Origin of the sequence: Arthrobacter sp. 35W, assembly GCF_000482545.1 — a bacterium.
In the GTDB taxonomy this organism is placed as follows: Bacteria; Actinomycetota; Actinomycetes; order Actinomycetales; family Micrococcaceae; genus Specibacter.
Map to the genome: position 1 here is coordinate 936,788 of NZ_KI519454.1, position 17,647 is coordinate 954,434.

Consider the following 17,647-nt stretch of genomic DNA (forward strand, 5'->3'; position numbering starts at 1 on the left):
TCCCCGCCCAGGATGCGACTGTTACTGCGTCCTGGAAGGGATTCGACGTCGCCGGCGGGCATGCGTCAGTGTCACCAGGTCTCGTTCCCCAGCCGCTCCCACAGCTCACAAGCTCGCCGCGGGCCCCTCGCGGCCGAGGGCCCAGGCTCGACCAGCGGGGCCAAGGTCAAACCAGCGGGGAAAGCGGTATTGCGGGAATGTGGCGCAGGCAACAAAAGCAATTTGTGCCAAATTGTGTGGTTTTGGCCGGAAATGGCCATCGAATCACACCGTTGTAGTTCGTTCGGCGTTGGGCAAAATCCGCGCCAATGCTGGGATCGGGGCGGTTTCTCCGCCTCCGCCAGGCACCTGGATGGCCGCCGATTTGGTGGTTCGGGAAATGGTCGGGTACAGTTTTCAACGCAAGGAACACAGCGGCCCGGTTCGAAAGAAACCGGGGCCAAGCGTTCCTTCTGCGGATGTGGCTCAGTGGTAGAGCATCACCTTGCCAAGGTGAGGGTCGCGAGTTCGAATCTCGTCATCCGCTCGCAGAACACTGTATTGGTGTTCTTGCGTGTAGTATCCAATGGATGCAACATGCAGGACGCTGACACGGTGGGGTGGCCGAGAGGCGAGGCAACGGCCTGCAAAGCCGTGTACACGGGTTCGAATCCCGTTCCCACCTCCAGACTCTTGGTGGTTTGCAAATCCCATTGCAAAATGGGCGATTGGCGCAGCGGTAGCGCGCTTCCCTGACACGGAAGAGGTCACTGGTTCGATCCCAGTATCGCCCACTCAACTGGACGCAAGTCCAACGTTGAACCCGGTGCTCGATTGGTTATCGAGTGTTGAATCGGGTAAAGTAGTACAGCAACAACATGCGGATGTGGCTCAGTGGTAGAGCATCACCTTGCCAAGGTGAGGGTCGCGAGTTCGAATCTCGTCATCCGCTCGCATGCAACCAAAGCTGCCGGACTCCTTGGGGTCCGGCAGTTTTGCACAGGCGGGGAAACCCGTTCTGGGCGATTGGCGCAGCGGTAGCGCGCTTCCCTGACACGGAAGAGGTCACTGGTTCGATCCCAGTATCGCCCACCAAGAATGCACGGAAGGGAACCGCCATCATGGTGGTTCCCTTCCGTGTTTAACTGCGACGGCGTTGCAGCCCGACGGCGGATCCCACCTGGCCGGCTTGACCCCGGGAGCGTTTGGATGCGTGTCGGGGGCTAGTGGAATAGTTGAGCCATGACTAGCCCCGCTTTGGCCCACTCCACTGATTTTGGCCGGATGTACGCCCGCTCGCTGACGGAGGCCCCCGAGGTTCCCTCCATCACCACGGTGATCGGCCAGCAGGCCAACACCCTGGACGGGTGGATCGGCTACATGGCCGCCACAGCCATGGCGAAGCATCCCAAACTGGCCGACGCCGCCTCCAGCCCCGGCCAGCTGCGCACCCTGGTGCGGGAGTCCAGCAATGCCGCCGAGCAGTTCCGCGATGCCGCGGCCGCCCGCGGGGACCGGGTGCACAACTACTGCGAGCAAGTGTCGCTGCGTGAGCTGGGGCTTGGCCACCAGCTGCAGGAGGCCCGCGATGTGCTCGCGAAGAATGGCGAGGAGGGCTTCGCCGCCCAGTTCGACGCGTGGTGGAAGGAATACCAGGTCAAGCCCGTGGCTCCCGAGTTGACGGTGTGGAACAAGGAGGTGGGCTACGCAGGCACGTTGGACCTGGTCGCGACCATCGGTGGACGGCTCTGCCTGATCGATTACAAGACCAAGGGGACGGACCGCAACGGATCGGTCAAACCGCTTGATGACAAGGTGGTCATGCAGCTGGTGGCGGGGATGAAGGCCGAGGAGTCCATCGTCGACGCCGCCGCCGGCACCTGGGAGCAGTGGAAGTACGGCCAGGATCCCATCCTGCTGGGCGTGGCCATCGGTGAAACGGAGGTGCGGGCCATGCGCGCCAATCCGGAGGTGCTGAAATACCACTGGTTCAAGTTCTGTGCCCTGCGCCGCGTGTGGCAGACGTCCAAGGAGGCAGGCGGTGCCGGCCAGGCACTGTTCCCCATTTCACCCCCGGCGCAGTAGAGCCGCCGGAGGCCGGGACAACTAGACTAGGGAGCCAAGCAGTAGCGCGCCGCGGAAGCGGTCCGCCCAGCCAATTCCAAAGTGAGGTACACCGGCATGGCCATCCTGAGTATTCGCATCATCGGCGACCCGGTGCTTCGGACAGCAGCCGAGGAAGTCACCGAATTCGGTCCCGAGCTGGCAAAGCTGATCGAAGACATGATGGAAACCATGATTGACGTCCAGGGTGCCGGCCTCGCCGCCCCGCAGATCGGTGTGGGCAAGCGGGTGTTCACCTATTCCGTGGACGGCGTGAGCGGCCACGTGGTCAATCCCGTGCTGGATGCCAGTGATGACTTCCAGCCCGACGGTGCCGAGGGCTGCCTGTCCGTCCCCGGCCTGGGCTTCAAGGTCCGCCGGCCGCGCTGGGTGCGCCTGACGGGCGTGGACATGCACGGCAAGCCCGTGGACATGGAGGCGACCGGCATGCTGGCCCGCTGCTTTGTCCATGAGACGGACCATCTCAACGGCAAGCTGTACGTGGACCGGCTGGAGGGCGAGGACCGCAAGAGCGCCCTGCAGTCCATCCGCAATGCGAACTATGATTCCGTCACCGCCCGGACCGCTGCCAAGCGCGCCCAGACGGTCGGTTCCAGCTTCGGCACCACCCTGGGAGCCAGTGCGTGAAGGTTCTTTTTGCCGGCACGCCCTCCGTGGCCGTGCCGTCCCTTGATGTGCTCGTCTCCGGTGGCTTCGACGTCGTCGCCGTCCTGACCCGCCCCGACGCGCCGATTGGCCGCAAGCGCGTGCTCACGCCGTCGCCGGTTGCCGTCCGCGCCGCCGAGCTGGGCATCCCGGTGATCAAGGCGGACAGGATCGACGACGACGCCCGCGCAGCCATCTCGGAGGTGAACCCGGATGTGGCGGCCATCGTGGCCTACGGCGCCATCATTCCGCCGGCCGCCCTGGCCATCCCCAAGCATGGCTGGATCAATCTGCACTTTTCCCTGCTGCCCGCCTGGCGCGGCGCAGCCCCCGTCCAGCATTCCGTGATCAACGGCGACGATGTCACGGGGGCCTCGACGTTCCTGCTGGAGGCCGGCCTGGACACCGGCCCCGTCTACGGCGTGATGACCGAGTCCATCCTGCCCACGGACACCAGCACCGTGCTGCTGGATCGGCTGTCGCACAGCGGCGCCGTGCTGCTGGCCCAGACCCTGACCGGCATCGAGTCCGGCATGGTGGCGGCCGTTCCGCAGAGTGGCGAGATCACGCTGGCCCCCAAGCTGGGGTTGGAGGATGGGCACATTGACTGGAGCCGTCCGGCCCACGGCATCGACCGCCGCGTCCGCGGCGTCACGAGCGAACCCGGCGCTTGGACGGTGCTGGCGGGGCAGCGTTTCAAGGTGGGGCCCGTGGCCCTGCGCCCGGACATCGAATCCCTGGCACCCGGCCGGCTGCTCTTTGAGCCGAAGGCCGTGCTGGTGGGCACCGGATCGCACGCCGTGCAGCTGGGCGAGGTCCAGCCGGCGGGCAAAAAAGCTATGAAGGCAGTGGACTGGGCGCGAGGCCTGGCAACAAAGGAAGATGTGGTGTTTGAATGAGCAGCTCGACGGGCGGCCGCGGCGATGACCGCCAAGGCGGCAACAGTGGCCAGGGCGGCAGCCCCGGCAACGCCGGCAGGGGCGGCGGAGGCGGCACCAAGCGGCGCGATGCCTCCGGGCGTGAGCGCAACCGCAGCACCTCGCGCAGCTTCACCGCAGCGGCCCCCGGGCAGCGCACGCGTGCGGCGGATCCCGCGCGGCTCGTAGCGTTCGAGGTGCTCCGCGCGGTGTCCGGTGAGGACGCCTACGCCAACCTGGTGCTGCCCGCCCGGATCCGCGCCCACCGTCTGGACCGTCGCGATGCCGGCTTCGCGACGGAGCTGAGCTACGGCGCACTGCGCGCCCAGGGCACCTACGATGCCATTCTGGCCCGCTGTGTGGACCGTCCGTTGAAGGATTTGGACCCGGCCATTCTGGATGCCCTGCGCCTGGGCGTGCACCAGCTGGTGGCCATGCGCGTCCCGGCCCACGCGGCCCTGGACCAGACAGTGGGCCTGGCCCGCGCCGTCATCGGTGCCGGACCGTCGGCCCTGATCAACGCCGTGCTGCGCAAGGTCTCGGCCCAGGATCTGCCCACCTGGATTGCGCAGCTGACCGAGGGCCAGACCGACGCCGTCAAGGTGGCCGCCATTGAGCACGCGCACCCGGAGTGGATTGTGCGCGCCCTGCGCCAGTCCCTGGTGGGCCACGGCCGCGACGTCTCGGAGATCACGGCACTGCTGGAGGCGGACAACGCCGCGCCCGTGGTGAACCTGGTGGCGCTGCCCGGCCTGGGCGATTTGGACGAGGCCTTGGCGGAGGGGTTCACGCCGGGTCCGCTGGTGGCCGATTCCGCGTTGTCCTCCGGCGGCGATCCGGGCCGCTTGGCCGGTGTCCGCGAGGGCAGCGTCCGCGTCCAGGATGTCGGCTCCCAGCTGGTGGCCCGCGCGCTGGCCGCCGCCCCGGTCCACACCACCGCTTCAACCGACGACGGCGAACGCTGGCTGGATCTGTGCGCCGGCCCCGGCGGCAAGGCCTCCCTGCTGGCCGCCCTGGCTGCGCAGTCGGGCGCCACGCTGCTGGCCAACGAGCCGGCACCACACCGCGCCAAGCTGGTGTCCCAGGCGCTGGTGGCCGTGCCGCGCGATGTCTGGACCGTGCGCACCGGCGACGGCCGCGAGATCGGCACCGAACAGCCCCAGGCCTTCGACCGCATCCTGGTTGACGCGCCGTGCACCGGATTGGGCGCGCTGCGCCGCCGCCCGGAGTCCCGCTGGCGCCGCAAGCTCTCCGACGTGGCAGAACTTGGACCGCTGCAGCGTGAGCTGCTCGAATCGGCCCTGGCGGCCGTCAAGCCCGGCGGTGTGGTGGCCTATGTGACGTGCTCGCCGCACCCGGCCGAGACCAGCGCCGTCGTCGAAGATGTCATGCGCCGCCACAAGGACCTCGAACTGCTCGACGCCGGCGAGGCGCTGGATTCCGTCGTGCTTGAATCGGTGGCCCAGGCCGGGGGACTGAAGTCCGGCCACAACAAGACGGCCCAGCTGTGGCCCCACCTGCACCAGACCGATGCCATGTTCATGGCCCTGTTCCGGAAGAAAGCCTAAATATGACCGCCAATTCCCGCTGCTGCATCAACCCCAGCATCCTCTCCGCCGATTTCGTCAACCTTGAGGCGGAGCTGGCCCGGATCGCCAAGGCCGACGCCGTGCACGTGGATGTCATGGACAACCACTTTGTGCCGAACCTGACCATCGGCCTGCCGGTGGTGGAGCGCATCGCGCAGGTCAGCCCTGTGCCGATCGACGCCCACCTGATGATCGCCGACGTCGACCGCTGGGCGCCGTCCTACGCCGACGCCGGGCTGCACAGCGTGACCTTCCACGTGGAGGCCTCCAACGCGCCGATCAAGCTGGCCCGTGAACTGCGCGCCCGCGGCTCGAAGGCCGGCATGGCCCTGCGGCCCGCCACACCGGTGGAGCCCTATCTGGACATGCTCTCCGAGCTGGACATGCTGCTGCTGATGACGGTGGAGCCGGGCTTCGGTGGCCAGTCCTTCCTGGACGTGGTGCTGCCCAAGATCCGCCGCGCCCGCGCCGCCATTGACGGCTCCGGTGCTGCGGTGGCCATCCAGGTGGACGGCGGCATCACCGAGGAGACCATCACCCGGGCCGCCGAGGCCGGTGCCAGCATCTTTGTTGCCGGATCCGCCGTCTACGGCGCCGCCGATCCGGCCGCCGCGATCGAGGCCCTGCGCACCAAGGGTCAGTCCAGCCTGGGCTGACCCGCGTCGAACGCCCCGCGAACTGATGCATGAACCGGCAGAGCCCGGCGGCCACGGCCGCCGGGCTCTGCCGCATCCGCAGATGGTTCTGAAATGGCTATGGAGGCCTTCTGTTACTTCCATGGAATAACTTTGGAAACTGCTGTGTTGGCAGTGGCATAATGATTTTGTACTAACGTGCTCCGGGGTCGGTGTAAGTCCGAACCGGCGGTTATAGTCCGCGACCCGCACGCACCACGCTGGCAACAGTGTGGGGTGGACGGTTGAACTGGTGGAATTCCAGTACCGACAGTTAAAGTCTGGATGGGAGAAGCACGTACAGTCATGGCCTGCCATGGTCTGGGCGCCCTTTGCGGCACCCATTTCATGGGCGCGGTCCTGTCTGTCGTTACCCCCGGAGCCATCGCTGTCTTCGGAAAGGTAAGTAACGATGGACTTCCTGCGGTGGCTCTTTGACGCCAAACTTGAATTCGCCGGCGGCGGATTCCTGCTCTGGCGCGAGGTGCTGGGAAATGCGTTTGGCCTCGCCAGCGCACTGGGCGGCATGCGCCGAAAAGTCTGGGCCTGGCCCATTGGCATCATCGGCAATGTCCTGCTCTTCACGGTCTTCATGGGATCGGTCTTCGGATCGCCCGTGTACGCCAATCTGCTCGGCCAGGCCGGCCGGCAGATCATGTTCATTGCCGTCTCCATCTATGGTTGGCAGCGCTGGAAGCAGGCACAGTCCGGCTCGCATGGAGCGGATTCACAGGGTGCTGATTCCCACGGTGTGGCCGTCCAGCCGCGCTGGGCCTCCACCCGGGCACGCATCCTGCTGGTCGTGTCCATGGTGGCCGGCACCGCCATCCTGACCCCCATCTTCAATGCCCTGGGCTCGTACCCGCCGGTGTGGGCCGATGCCTGGATCTTCATGGGCTCGCTGCTGGCCACCTACGGCATGGCCAAGGGCTGGGTGGAATTCTGGCTCATCTGGGTGGCGGTTGACCTGGTGGGCGTGCCGCTGCTCTTCAGCGCCGGCTACTACGCCTCGGCCTTCATGTACATCTTCTACGGCGCCTTCACCCTGACCGGATTCTTCATCTGGTGGCGGGTGCGCAACCAGAACGCCGAGGCCGCCTCCGGCACCGCCCTTCCCGAAGCGAGCCCGAGCCGATGAGCGCAGCTACTGAACTGGCAGACCTCTTCTCCGCCGCCGAAACGGCCGCGATGGAGGAGGCGCTCGCCCTGGCGGCCCGTGGGCCCCGGGGCGCGAACCCGCTCGTGGGCGCCATCGTCCTCGACGCCGAGGGCCGCACCCTGGCCACGGGCCACCACCGCGGGGCGGGCACAGCCCATGCCGAGGCCGATGCCCTGGCGAACCTGCGTGCCGCCGGCGGACTGGCCGATCCGGCCGGTGCCACCATGGTGGTCACGCTGGAGCCTTGCAACCACCAAGGCCGCACGGGCCCCTGCGCCCAGGCCATCCTCGACGCCGGGATTGGCAATGTGGTCTACGCCGTGGCCGATCCGCACCTTCCCGCGGCCGGCGGCGCCGAGCGCCTGCGCGCCGCCGGGGTCCAGGTCCGCACCGGGCTGCTGGGTTCCGCCGCCGAGGAATTGAACGGCCGCTGGTTCGCCGCCGCCCGGGCCGGGCGTCCGTTTGTGACCCTGAAGCTGGCCCAGTCGATGGACGGCCGGATTGCCGCGGCGGATGGCACCAGCCAATGGATCACCTCGGCGGAGTCCCGGGCCGATGGCCATGCCCTCCGCAGCCGGGTGGATGCGATCCTGGTGGGCACGGAAACGGTGCTGGTGGACAACCCCCGGCTCAACGCCCGCGCCGCCGATGGCGGGCCCGCCGCCAGGCAGCCGCTGCGCGTGGTGCTGGGGCTGCGGGACACACCCGCCGGTGCCGCCGTGCGCACCGGGAACCACGGCGGAACCCACGACGGTGGCGCCGTTCAAGAGGGTGCCGGCGGCGGCTTCCTGGCCCTGCGCACCCGCTCGCCGAGGCAGGCGCTGCGCCTGCTGGCGGGCCACGGCGTCGGACATCTGATGGTGGAGGGCGGCTCCCGTGTGGCTGCGGCCTTCCTCGCCGATGACCTGGTGGACGAACTCATCATCTATCTTGCTCCGACCTTGATCGGTGCCGGCCTTCCGGCGCTGGCCGATCTGGGCATTGGCACATTGTCCGAGGCCAAACGCTGGCGGTGGGACGCCGCAGCCGGCGGACCGCAGCTGCTTGGCCTGGACCTCAAACTCACACTGACCCCGGCCCCCGCGGCCGCCACCACCACCGAAGAAGGACACTGAATGTTTACCGGAATCATCGCCGAACAGGGCCGCATCGTCAGTGTTGACGCCGACCCTGCCCAGGACAGCGCCACCTTGCTGCTGAGCGCAGGCACCACCCTTGAGGGACTGGAACTGGGCGGCTCACTGGCCGTCAACGGGGTCTGCCTGACCGCCACGGCCATCCACGGCCGCATGGTCCAGGTGGATGTGATGGGGGAGACCCTGCTGCGCACCACCACCGGCGCGCTCCGCACAGGCGACCCGGTGAACCTGGAGCGCTGCGTGCCCGCCGGTGGACGGCTGGACGGGCATGTGGTCCAGGGCCATGTGGATGGCGTTGGTGCACTGCTGGAACGCGAAAACCTCGGCAAGTGGGAGCGCCTGCGCTTCTCCGTCCCGGCCCCGCTGGCCCGCTACATCGCCGAGAAGGGCTCCATCGCCGTCGACGGCGTATCCCTCACGGTGACTGCCGTGAGCCCCGCCGCGGAGCCGGAGCCGTGGTTCGAAGTGGGGCTGATCCCCACCACGCTGGCGGAAACCGGACTGGGTGCCAAGGCCATCGGCGGCGGCGTCAACCTTGAGGTGGATGTGCTGGCCAAGTACGCCGAGCGCCTGCTGGCGTTCGCGGCGCAGCCGGCCGCCGCAGCATCCGTACAGGAGGAGGCCAAGTGAGCACCGAAACAGCCGTCATTGTGCTGGACCGCGTCGAGGACGCCGTGGCGGCCATGGCCGCCGGCCGCCCCGTCCTGGTGGTCGACGACGAGGACCGCGAGAACGAGGGCGACATCATCTTCGCCGCCCAGCACAGCACCCCGGCCCTGATGGGCTGGACCATCCGCTACAGCTCCGGCGTGGTCTGCGTGCCGCTGACCGGCGAGCGGGCCGATGCCCTGGGCCTGCCGCCGATGGTGGCGGTCAACCAGGATGCCAAGGGCACCGCCTACACCGTCTCCTGCGATGCGGCAGAGGGCGTCAGCACCGGCATCAGCGGCGCCGACCGCGCACTGACCGCGCGGATCCTGGCGAACCCCGCCGCCACGCCCGGCCAGCTGACCCGGCCGGGTCACATCTTCCCGCTGCGCGCCGTGCCCGGCGGCGTCCGCCAGCGCCCCGGACACACGGAGGCCGCCGTCGAGCTGGCTGTCCTGGCCGGCTGCGAACCCGTCGGGGTCATCGCCGAGGTGGTCCACGACGACGGTACGATGATGCGCCTGCCGGCGCTGCGGGCCTTCGCCGATGAACACGGCTGCCCGCTGGTGTCCATCGCCGATCTGATCATCCACCTCCAAACACGGGACGGAGCCTCGGCATGAGCACCCGCAACACCACCACGGCCGTCGTCGGTGGTCCGGTGGTCCAGCTGCCCACCCCGCTGGGCACCTTCGCGGCCCAGGCCTGGAGCGACCCGGCCAACGGCACGGAGCACATGAGCGTCAGCGCCCCCGCGCCGGCCGGATACGAGGCGGAGCCGCCGCTGGTGCGGCTGCACTCCGAATGCCTCACCGGGGATGTCTTCGGCTCCTACCGCTGCGATTGCGGCGAGCAGTTGGAGTACGCCCTGGCCAGGATCCAGGAGCAGGGCGGCACCCTTGTCTACCTGCGCGGCCACGAGGGCCGGGGGATTGGCCTGGCCAACAAGCTGGCTGCCTACGCCCTGCAGGAAGGCGGCGCGGACACCGTGGAGGCCAATGAGCAGCTGGGGCTTCCCGTGGATTCGCGGGACTACGCCGCCGCCGCGGACATTCTGCACCAGCTGGGCCTGTCCTCCATCCGGCTGCTGAGCAACAACCCGCTCAAGCACCACCATCTGTCCCGGCACGGCATCGAGGTGGTGGCCATGGTCGCCACCGAGGTCGCCCCGCGGATGGAAAACCTGCGCTACCTGCAAACCAAAAGGGACAGGATGAACCACAGCCTGTCCCTGCCCACCACAACCCCCACGGAAGGACCCAACGAATGAGCGGCCACGGAGCACCCACCATCGGATTCACCGACGAGCAGCAGGCCCGCACGTCCAAGCTGCGATTGGCCATTGTTGCCGCCAGCTGGCACACCCAGATCATGGACGGACTGCTCGACGGCGCCCTGCGCGCCGCCACGGATGCCGGCATTGCCGAGCCCACCGTGCTGCGGGTGCCGGGAAGCTTCGAGCTGCCCGTCGCCGCCGCGCGGCTGGCGGGGGAGTACGACGCCGTCGTCGCCCTGGGTGTGGTGGTCCGCGGTGGAACCCCGCACTTCGACTACGTCTGCCAGGCCGCCACCATGGGCCTGACCGAGGTCAGCATCCGCACCGGCATCCCGGTGGGCTTTGGCGTGCTGACCTGCGACACCGAGCAGCAGGGCCTCGACCGCGCCGGCCTGCCCGGCTCCGTTGAGGACAAGGGCTACGAGGCCACCTCGGCCGCGCTGGCCACGGCGCTGCTCTTCGCCGCACCCTAACGGGAACCCAGCCGCACCGCAGCCGCTTCCCAGCGGCACCACAGCTGCGCCGAGGGCCGGGCCGCATTGACCGGCCCGGCCCTCGGCGCTGCACCGGGAATTTGGCTGCTGTTTGTCCATAAACCGGACCCGGTTCAAGCTCCAGTGGGCAAAGCAAGTAGGCTTGGGGCGTGAAAACCTTCGAATCCCTGTTTGCTGAACTGAGCGAGAAGGCCGCGGCGCGGCCAGCCGGTTCCCGTACCGTCGCCGAACTTGAATCCGGCGTCCACGGCATTGGCAAGAAAGTGGTTGAGGAAGCTGCCGAGGTCTGGATGGCTGCCGAGTATGAATCGGATGAAGCCACGGCCGAGGAGATTTCCCAGCTGTTCTACCACCTCCAGGTATTGATGATCGCCAAGGGGCTGACGCTGCCGGACGTGTACAAGCATCTCTAGCCACTGCCAGTGGCCGAAGCTGTACACCCCGTCAAGACATCCCTAATCGATCCGAAAGAACACTAATGCTGAGAGTTGCCGTCCCCAACAAGGGCTCCCTGTCCGAAGCCGCCTCCGCCATGCTGGCCGAGGCCGGATACCGCCAGCGCCGCGACACCCGCGAACTGGTCATGGTCGACCCGGACAATGACATTGAATTCTTCTTCCTGCGCCCCCGCGACATTGCCGTCTATGTAGGCTCCGGCACTCTGGACGTGGGCATCACCGGCCGCGACCTGCTGCTGGATGCCCAGGTGGAAGCCGAGGAGCTGCTGCCGCTGGGCTTCGCCGCCTCCACGTTCCGCTTCGCCGGGCCCGTCGGCGAGTTCGGCTCCGTGCACGAGCTGGCCGGCAAGCGCCTGGCCACCAGCTACGACGGCCTGCTGCGCGACTACCTTGACGGCCTGGGCATCTCGGCCAAGGTGGTCCGCCTCGACGGCGCCGTGGAATCCTCCGTGCGTCTGGGCGTGGCCGACGCCATTGCCGACGTCGTCGAAACCGGCAACACGCTCAAGGCCGCCGGCATGGAAATCTTCGGCGAGCCGATCCTCAAGTCCGAGGCCCTGCTGATCGGGCGCCGCGGCACCGAGGCACCGGTCGGTCTGGACGTGCTGATCCGCCGCCTGCAGGGTGTGCTCGTGGCACGCCAGTACGTGCTGGTCGACTACGACGTCCGCAAGGACCTCGTGGACGCCGCCGCTGCGCTCACCCCCGGGCTGGAATCGCCCACGGTGTCCCCGCTGCGGGATTCGGACTGGGTGGCCGTACGCTCCATGGTGCCCAAGAAGGACACCAACCGGATCATGGATGAGCTCTACGATCTGGGTGCCCGGGCCATTCTGGTCAGCAGCATCCACGCCTGCCGCATCTAGGAGGAGAACACCATGGGTGTAGCAATCCGAGTCATTCCGTGCCTGGACGTCGACGCCGGCCGCGTGGTCAAGGGCGTCAAGTTCCAGGACCTGCGCGACGCCGGGGATCCGGTGGAGCTGGCGCGCCGCTACGATCTGGCCGGCGCCGACGAGCTGACGTTCCTGGACGTCACGGCATCCTCCGGCAACCGGCAGACCACCTTTGATGTGGTGGCCCGCACCGCGGAGGAAGTCTTCATCCCGCTGACGGTGGGCGGCGGTGTCCGCGCCGTGAAGGATGTGGACACGCTGCTGCGCGCCGGTGCGGACAAGGCATCGATCAACACCGCTGCCATTGCCCGCCCGGATGTCATCAATGAGATCACCCGGCAGTTCGGCTCCCAGGTTCTGGTGCTGAGCGTCGACGCGCGGCGCACCCGCGAGGGGCACACGCCGTCGGGCTTTGAGGTCACCACCCATGGCGGCCGCCAGGGCACCGGCATCGACGCCATTGCCTGGGCCCGCGAGGCCGCGGACCGTGGCGTGGGGGAGATCCTGTTGAACTCCATCGATGCTGACGGCACCAAGGAGGGCTTCGATCTGGAGCTCATCCGCCTGGTCCGCGCGGCAGTCCACGTGCCGATCATCGCCTCGGGCGGCGCCGGCGAGCCGGCGCACTTCCCGCCGGCCGTGGCCGCTGGGGCCGATGCCGTGCTGGCCGCCTCCGTGTTCCACTTTGGCCCCAGCGATGCCATCGCCCAGGTCAAGGCAGCCATCCGCGACGCCGGCTACGAGGTCCGCTAGCAGCATCACGGCTTAACGCGAAAAAGCGGGTGGGGACAGTGTTTTTCAAGAACACTGTCCCCACCTGCTTTTTCGCGAGCCTCGGTGGTCGAGCTTGTCGAGACCGGGTGCGGTGTAGGAGGGTTACGGCCCGACTTCTGCGGTCTGGAGGAGGGCGACGGCGTCCTGCTGGCCCTCGAAGGACACCAGCGAGTGGCCGGTGCGGCCGTGGGCGTGCATCAGCAGCTCGCCCGGCTCGCCGATGATGGCCACGGAGACGGGGGCGCGCTTGGCCACATGCCGCGGTCCGGAGGGGCGCACCAGTACAATGCCCAGATCCACGCCGCGGTACAGAATGGCGGCCCGCTTGACGAGCTCGTTCCACAGGGCGTTCGAGTAGGCGGCGTCCAGGGCACGCGGCGCCCAGCGGTCCGTGGCGCGGCGGATGTCCTCGGTGTGGACAAAGTATTCGATGAGGTTGGCGCTTTCATCCAGCGCCTTCAGCTTCATGGGGGAGAAGCCGGAGGGGCCCGCCCGGAATTTCTCCACCAGGGCCGTGTAGGCCGCGGGCGTGCTCGACGCCTCGGCCAATCTGGTGGTGGCCTTCTCGGAGACCTTGCTCAACGGCTTGAAGAGCAGACCCATGCCCACCTTGGCGCTGCGCTCACGCAGGTAGAGGTGGGCGGCCAGCTCCTGGGTCAGCCACCCGGTGCAGAGCGTGTCTGCTCCCGGCCCGGCGGCAAGCAGGGTTTCGGCAAGGACTTCGCGGGAAGGATCTACAAAATGCATCACTTGTGAAATTAGCACGCAATCAGCTCCTTGGGGCACTTTGAACCGCCGCATTCTGCCTCCCGCGTGTCCCTGAACGGTGGAGCGCGGCGGAGCCGGCGGCCGCCCTTGGCCTGACCACTTCACCGATGCCGGGCGCACCCCGTCGTGGCACTAGAATTGCACTGATGCAAAGCGTTCCCAGCACCGAGTCTCCGTCCGCCGCCCACGATGAGGCCGCGGCATCCACTGGACCCTCCGGCCTGCAGCCGTCCGGCCTGCAGTCCTCCGGCCACGGGCCGGTGGCTCTTCCCGCCGACGTCGCCGCGCTGCTCAAGCATGACGCCGCCGGCCTGGTTGCCGCGATCATCCAGCAGCACGACAGCAACGAGGTGTTGATGCTGGGCTGGATGGACGATGAGGCACTCCGCCGGACCCTGAGCACCGGGCGGGTGACCTTCTACTCCCGCTCCCGCCAGGAGTATTGGCGCAAGGGCGATACGTCCGGGCACATGCAGTTCGTCAAGAGCGTGGCTCTGGACTGTGACGGCGACGCCCTGCTGGTCCGCGTGGACCAGGTCGGCGCCGCCTGCCACACCGGCACGCACACCTGTTTCGACGGACGCTCGCTGGCCGCCGTCGAGGGTTCCCGCCCCGCCACCTGAGAATTCCGGCCCAGCCCCGCCCGATTGGCCCCCGCAGCACTCTTGAAGGAAAGATACCCATTTCATGCAGGATCTAGGCGTCATCAGCCCCACCCTTGAGGAATTCCGCACGATTGCCCGCACCCGCCGTGTGGTGCCCGTGCACTTGAAGGTTCTTGCCGATGCGGAGACCCCCATCGGCCTATACCGCAAGCTGGCCGCCGGCCAGAGCGGCACCTTCCTGATGGAGTCCGCAGCGGTGGGCGGTGTCTGGTCGCGCTACTCGTTCATCGGCGTGCGCTCCAGCGCCACGTTGACCACGCGCGACGGCGGCGCCTACTGGCAGGGCTCCCCGCCCGCCGGTGTGCCGGTGGAGGGCAACCCGGTGGAGGCCATGAGGCGCACCCTGGAGGTGCTGGCCACCGAGCGCTTCGAGGGCCTGCCGCCCTTCACATCCGGACTGGTGGGCTTTGTCGGCTGGGAATCCGTGCGCCACTGGGAAAAGCTCCTCTCCCCGCCCGAGGACGATCTGCAGCTGCCCGAGCTGGCCATGAACCTGGTCTCGGACATGGCCGTGCACGACAATGCCGAGGGCTCGGTGATGTTGATCGCCAACGCCATCAACTTCAACGGCACCGAGGACAACGTCGACGACGCCTGGCACGACGCCGTTGCCCGCGTGAACGCGATGCTGGAGACGGTCAGCACCGCCGTCGCCCAGCCCGTGTCCATTCTGGTGGAGCAGGCGGCGACCTTCGCCGAGCGCGTGCGTGAGCGCTGGGACGAGTCCGAGTACATGGCAGCCCTGGACCGCGGCAAGGAGGCCATCGTCGACGGCGAGGTCTTCCAGGTGGTGATTTCGCGCCGCTTCGAAATGGAGTGCGACGCTTCCGCACTGGATGTCTACCGGATTCTGCGCAACACCAACCCCAGCCCGTACATGTACCTCTTCAGCTTTGAAGACGCCGACGGGCGCCCGTACTCGATCGTCGGTTCCTCGCCGGAGTCCTTGGTCACCGTCACGGGCGATGAGGTCATCACGCACCCGATCGCCGGCTCCCGGCCGCGCGGCAAGACGGTGGAGACGGACAAGGACCTGGCCGCCGAGCTGCTGGCCGACGCCAAGGAACGCTCCGAGCACCTGATGCTGGTGGATCTGTCCCGCAACGACCTCTCCAAGGTCTGCGAGCCCGGCACCGTGGACGTCACCCAGTTCATGGAGATTGAGCGCTTCAGCCACATCATGCACCTGGTGTCCACCGTGGTGGGAACGCTGTCCCCGAACGCCAGCGCCTACGACGTGCTGGCTGCCACCTTCCCCGCCGGCACGCTCTCCGGCGCGCCCAAGCCGCGCGCGCTGCGTTTGCTGGACGAGCTGGAACCGCACCGCCGCGGCATCTACGGCGGCGTGGTGGGCTACCTGGACTTCGCCGGCGACATGGACATGGCCATTGCCATCCGCTCCGCCCTGCTGCGCGATGGGCGGGCCTATGTCCAGGCCGGCGGCGGGATCGTGGCCGATTCGGTCAATGAGACCGAGGCCCTGGAAACCGTGAACAAGGCTGCGGCTCCGCTGCGCGCCGTCCACAAGGCCGCTTCCCTGCGCAATCTGGCCGTCCACGCCGGCGGCCCTGCTCCTGGTGCCGACGCCGTCCCGGCCGCCGGCGGTGTCCTGTGACGCAGAAGTGGTACGCCCGCAAGTCGACGCTGGTGATGCTGGCCGTCGCCGCAGCGCTGGCCGTCTTTGGCACCACCACCCAGACCTGGCTGCACATTGACCTGGCCCAGGGCGAGGTCCAGCAGGCGGATCTGAACGTTGCCGGCTCCAAGGCCGCCGTCGCCGTGTCCGCCCTGGCGCTTGTCGCCCTGGCCGGATCGCTCGCGGCGTCCATTGCCGGCAAGGTGGCCCGCGTCGTGGCCGGTGCCATCGTTGGCCTGAGTGCCGTGGGCATTGCCGCCGCCTCGCTCGGCGTGGTCCTGGACCCGGCAGCCGCTGCCTCGGGCCCTGTCGGCACCGCCACCGGCGTCATCGGGCAGCAGATCAACGCCAGCACCACCATCTTCCCGGTCCTGGCCGTCGTGGCCGCCGTCGTCCTCGCGGCCACCGCCGTGGCGATCATCATTGCCGGCCGCGGATGGCGGACCCGGAGCAAATACGACACGCCGCAAACCACGGTGGGTGCCGCCGCGACGGACGCCACCCAGGCCGGCGGCGGAGCGGCCGAGGGGCCTGCGGAACCGCTGGATGATATTGAACAGTGGGACAGGCTCAGCAGGGGTGAAGACCCCACGTCCTGACCGGGACCGCGTTTCGGTCCGAGGGGACCACTAATGGCAGAATGTATTGCAGTATCCGCATCAAAGGGAGATTCATCATGAGCAACAAGACTGCTACCCAGACCACGCCTGCCTCCAGCACGGCACTTGAGGTCCACAACGGCGAATTGGGCCACGGAAACAGCCCGGCCGCATGGACCTGTGTAGCCGTCATGCTGATCGGCGCCCTCGTCAGCTGCATCGCCTTCGTGATCGGCGTCGACGCCACCGTCCTGTTCATTGTGGGCATCGGCGTCATGGTGGTCGGCCTCATCCTCGGCCTGGTGCTGCGCGCCGCCGGCTACGGTGTGGGCGGCAGCAAGCTGAAGAACACCGGACACTAGGCATGAGCGTCCTCGACGACATCATTGCGGGGGTCAAAGAGGACCTTCAGGAACGCCGGGCCAAGACCAGCCTCGCGCAATTGCAGGAGAAGGTTGCCGCCACCGCTCCGGCCCTGGACGCCTACGCCGCACTTGGCGTGGGGGATCCGGACCGCAGCGAACTGCGCGTCATTGCCGAGGTCAAGCGCCGCAGCCCCTCCAAGGGTGATCTGGCCAGCATCGCGGACCCCGCCGCCCTTGCCCGCCAGTACGCCGACGGCGGTGCCTCTGCCATCAGCGTGCTGACCGAGGAGCGCCGCTTCAGCGGATCCCTTGCGGATCTGGACGCCGTCCGCGCCGCCAACCCGCAGGTGCCGCTGCTGCGCAAGGATTTCACCTGCGATCCCTACATGATCTGGGAGGCACGCGCCCACGGTGCGGATTTGATCCTGCTCATCGTGGCGGCGCTCAGTGGCGAAGAGCTGGCCGAGTACCTGGCCTTGGCCCACGAGCTCGGCATGGCGGTGCTGGTGGAAACCCACACCGAGGAGGAAGTCTCCCGGGCCGTCGCCGTCGGCGCCAAGGTGATTGGTGTGAACGTACGCAACCTCAAGACCCTTGATGTGGACCGCGGTGTCTTCGCCCCGCTGGCCCGGCTCATTCCGGCCGAGGCCGTCATCATCGCCGAATCCGGCGTCCGCGATGCCGCCGACGTCCGCGACTACGCGGCCAGCGGCGCCAACGCCATTCTGGTGGGGGAGGCGCTCGTCAGCGACGCTACACCCCGCGAACGGATCAACGAGTTCAAAGCGGCTGGAGCGGCGGCCATCAGCGCCCGCTAGCCCCACCAGGCTCCACCGCATGTC

Annotated in this window: 20 protein-coding genes, 5 tRNA genes and 1 riboswitch; of the genes, 24 read left to right on the plus strand and 1 reads right to left on the minus strand. The window is 68.0% G+C overall.

The window, feature by feature from the left end; all coding sequences use genetic code 11:
• The first annotated feature begins 454 nt into the window (after positions 1-454).
• The 19 genes from K254_RS0103985 to hisF all read left to right on the plus strand — a co-directional run bounded on the left by K254_RS0103985 (position 455) and on the right by hisF (position 12,751).
• Positions 455-526, plus strand: a tRNA-Gly gene (locus K254_RS0103985).
• Between the two features lie 67 nt (positions 527-593).
• Positions 594-667 (plus strand) — tRNA-Cys (locus tag K254_RS0103990).
• A gap of 34 nt (positions 668-701) precedes the next feature.
• Positions 702-773 (plus strand) — tRNA-Val (locus tag K254_RS0103995).
• A gap of 86 nt (positions 774-859) precedes the next feature.
• Positions 860-931 (plus strand) — tRNA-Gly (locus tag K254_RS0104000).
• Between the two features lie 68 nt (positions 932-999).
• A tRNA-Val gene (locus tag K254_RS0104005) sits at positions 1,000-1,074 on the plus strand.
• Between the two features lie 147 nt (positions 1,075-1,221).
• Positions 1,222-2,064 carry a hypothetical protein gene (locus K254_RS0104010; RefSeq protein ID WP_026554290.1) on the plus strand — a complete coding sequence of 281 codons (843 nt, stop codon included), beginning with the start codon at positions 1,222-1,224 and terminating at the stop codon, positions 2,062-2,064.
• A 96-nt stretch (positions 2,065-2,160) separates the two neighbouring features.
• Entirely contained in the window at positions 2,161-2,730 is a 570-nt protein-coding gene (gene def / locus K254_RS0104015) for a peptide deformylase (protein ID WP_026554291.1), read from the plus strand.
• The gene (gene fmt, locus K254_RS0104020; protein WP_026554292.1) at positions 2,727-3,647 is read left to right on the plus strand and encodes a methionyl-tRNA formyltransferase; all 921 of its coding nucleotides are present in this window, start codon (positions 2,727-2,729) and stop codon (positions 3,645-3,647) included. The genes def and fmt overlap by 4 nt, the downstream gene beginning before the upstream one ends.
• On the plus strand, positions 3,644-5,233 hold the full coding sequence (locus tag K254_RS0104025) for an RsmB/NOP family class I SAM-dependent RNA methyltransferase (protein WP_026554293.1): 1,590 nt from the start codon (positions 3,644-3,646) through the stop codon (positions 5,231-5,233). Before fmt ends, K254_RS0104025 begins: the two co-directional genes overlap by 4 nt.
• Before the next feature lie 2 nt (positions 5,234-5,235).
• Positions 5,236-5,910, plus strand: coding sequence for a ribulose-phosphate 3-epimerase (gene rpe / locus K254_RS0104030; protein ID WP_026554294.1), 675 nt, complete (start codon positions 5,236-5,238; stop codon positions 5,908-5,910).
• A gap of 173 nt (positions 5,911-6,083) precedes the next feature.
• Positions 6,084-6,230, plus strand: a riboswitch (FMN riboswitch).
• Between the two features lie 110 nt (positions 6,231-6,340).
• Positions 6,341-7,066, plus strand: coding sequence for a nicotinamide riboside transporter PnuC (gene pnuC / locus K254_RS0104035; protein WP_026554295.1), 726 nt, complete (start codon positions 6,341-6,343; stop codon positions 7,064-7,066).
• The gene (gene ribD, locus K254_RS21640; protein WP_051388782.1) at positions 7,063-8,202 is read left to right on the plus strand and encodes a bifunctional diaminohydroxyphosphoribosylaminopyrimidine deaminase/5-amino-6-(5-phosphoribosylamino)uracil reductase RibD; all 1,140 of its coding nucleotides are present in this window, start codon (positions 7,063-7,065) and stop codon (positions 8,200-8,202) included. The genes pnuC and ribD overlap by 4 nt, the downstream gene beginning before the upstream one ends.
• The gene (locus K254_RS0104045) at positions 8,203-8,856 is read left to right on the plus strand and encodes a riboflavin synthase (RefSeq protein ID WP_026554296.1); all 654 of its coding nucleotides are present in this window, start codon (positions 8,203-8,205) and stop codon (positions 8,854-8,856) included.
• 53 nt (positions 8,857-8,909) lie between these two features.
• Positions 8,910-9,497: a 3,4-dihydroxy-2-butanone-4-phosphate synthase gene (gene ribB, locus K254_RS0104050; protein WP_081710059.1), complete on the plus strand. Its 588-nt coding sequence runs from the start codon at positions 8,910-8,912 to the stop codon at positions 9,495-9,497.
• Positions 9,494-10,144: a GTP cyclohydrolase II gene (gene ribA / locus K254_RS21645; RefSeq protein ID WP_051388783.1), complete on the plus strand. Its 651-nt coding sequence runs from the start codon at positions 9,494-9,496 to the stop codon at positions 10,142-10,144. The genes ribB and ribA overlap by 4 nt, the downstream gene beginning before the upstream one ends.
• Complete coding sequence (gene ribH, locus K254_RS0104060) at positions 10,141-10,623, plus strand: 6,7-dimethyl-8-ribityllumazine synthase (protein WP_026554298.1); 483 nt, start codon at positions 10,141-10,143, stop codon at positions 10,621-10,623. The genes ribA and ribH overlap by 4 nt, the downstream gene beginning before the upstream one ends.
• Positions 10,624-10,793: 170 nt before the next feature.
• Complete coding sequence (locus K254_RS0104065; protein ID WP_026554299.1) at positions 10,794-11,057, plus strand: phosphoribosyl-ATP diphosphatase; 264 nt, start codon at positions 10,794-10,796, stop codon at positions 11,055-11,057.
• Positions 11,058-11,122: 65 nt separating this feature from the next.
• Positions 11,123-11,968, plus strand: coding sequence for an ATP phosphoribosyltransferase (gene hisG / locus K254_RS0104070; RefSeq protein ID WP_026554300.1), 846 nt, complete (start codon positions 11,123-11,125; stop codon positions 11,966-11,968).
• A 12-nt stretch (positions 11,969-11,980) separates the two neighbouring features.
• Positions 11,981-12,751, plus strand: coding sequence for an imidazole glycerol phosphate synthase subunit HisF (gene hisF, locus K254_RS0104075; RefSeq protein ID WP_026554301.1), 771 nt, complete (start codon positions 11,981-11,983; stop codon positions 12,749-12,751).
• A 123-nt stretch (positions 12,752-12,874) separates the two neighbouring features.
• Here the strand turns inward: hisF and K254_RS0104080 are convergent, their stop codons facing one another.
• Positions 12,875-13,519: a TIGR03085 family metal-binding protein gene (locus tag K254_RS0104080; protein ID WP_026554302.1), complete on the minus strand. Its 645-nt coding sequence runs from the start codon at positions 13,517-13,519 to the stop codon at positions 12,875-12,877.
• Between the two features lie 167 nt (positions 13,520-13,686).
• Here K254_RS0104080 and hisI point away from each other — a divergent pair, with 167 nt between their 5' ends.
• From hisI to trpC, 5 genes are all read left to right on the plus strand, one after another.
• Entirely contained in the window at positions 13,687-14,163 is a 477-nt protein-coding gene (gene hisI / locus K254_RS0104085) for a phosphoribosyl-AMP cyclohydrolase (RefSeq protein WP_081709873.1), read from the plus strand.
• A gap of 64 nt (positions 14,164-14,227) precedes the next feature.
• The gene (locus K254_RS0104090; protein ID WP_026554304.1) at positions 14,228-15,820 is read left to right on the plus strand and encodes an anthranilate synthase component I; all 1,593 of its coding nucleotides are present in this window, start codon (positions 14,228-14,230) and stop codon (positions 15,818-15,820) included.
• Positions 15,817-16,440 (plus strand): Trp biosynthesis-associated membrane protein, encoded by a 624-nt coding sequence (locus K254_RS21650; protein WP_051388785.1) that lies wholly within the window; start codon positions 15,817-15,819, stop codon positions 16,438-16,440. The genes K254_RS0104090 and K254_RS21650 overlap by 4 nt, the downstream gene beginning before the upstream one ends.
• A gap of 77 nt (positions 16,441-16,517) precedes the next feature.
• A complete protein-coding gene (locus tag K254_RS0104100) occupies positions 16,518-16,802 on the plus strand; it encodes an HGxxPAAW family protein (protein ID WP_026554305.1) in 285 nt (94 codons plus the stop codon).
• Positions 16,803-16,804: 2 nt separating this feature from the next.
• Complete coding sequence (gene trpC, locus K254_RS0104105) at positions 16,805-17,623, plus strand: indole-3-glycerol phosphate synthase TrpC (protein WP_026554306.1); 819 nt, start codon at positions 16,805-16,807, stop codon at positions 17,621-17,623.
• The last annotated feature ends 24 nt before the right edge of the window (positions 17,624-17,647 follow it).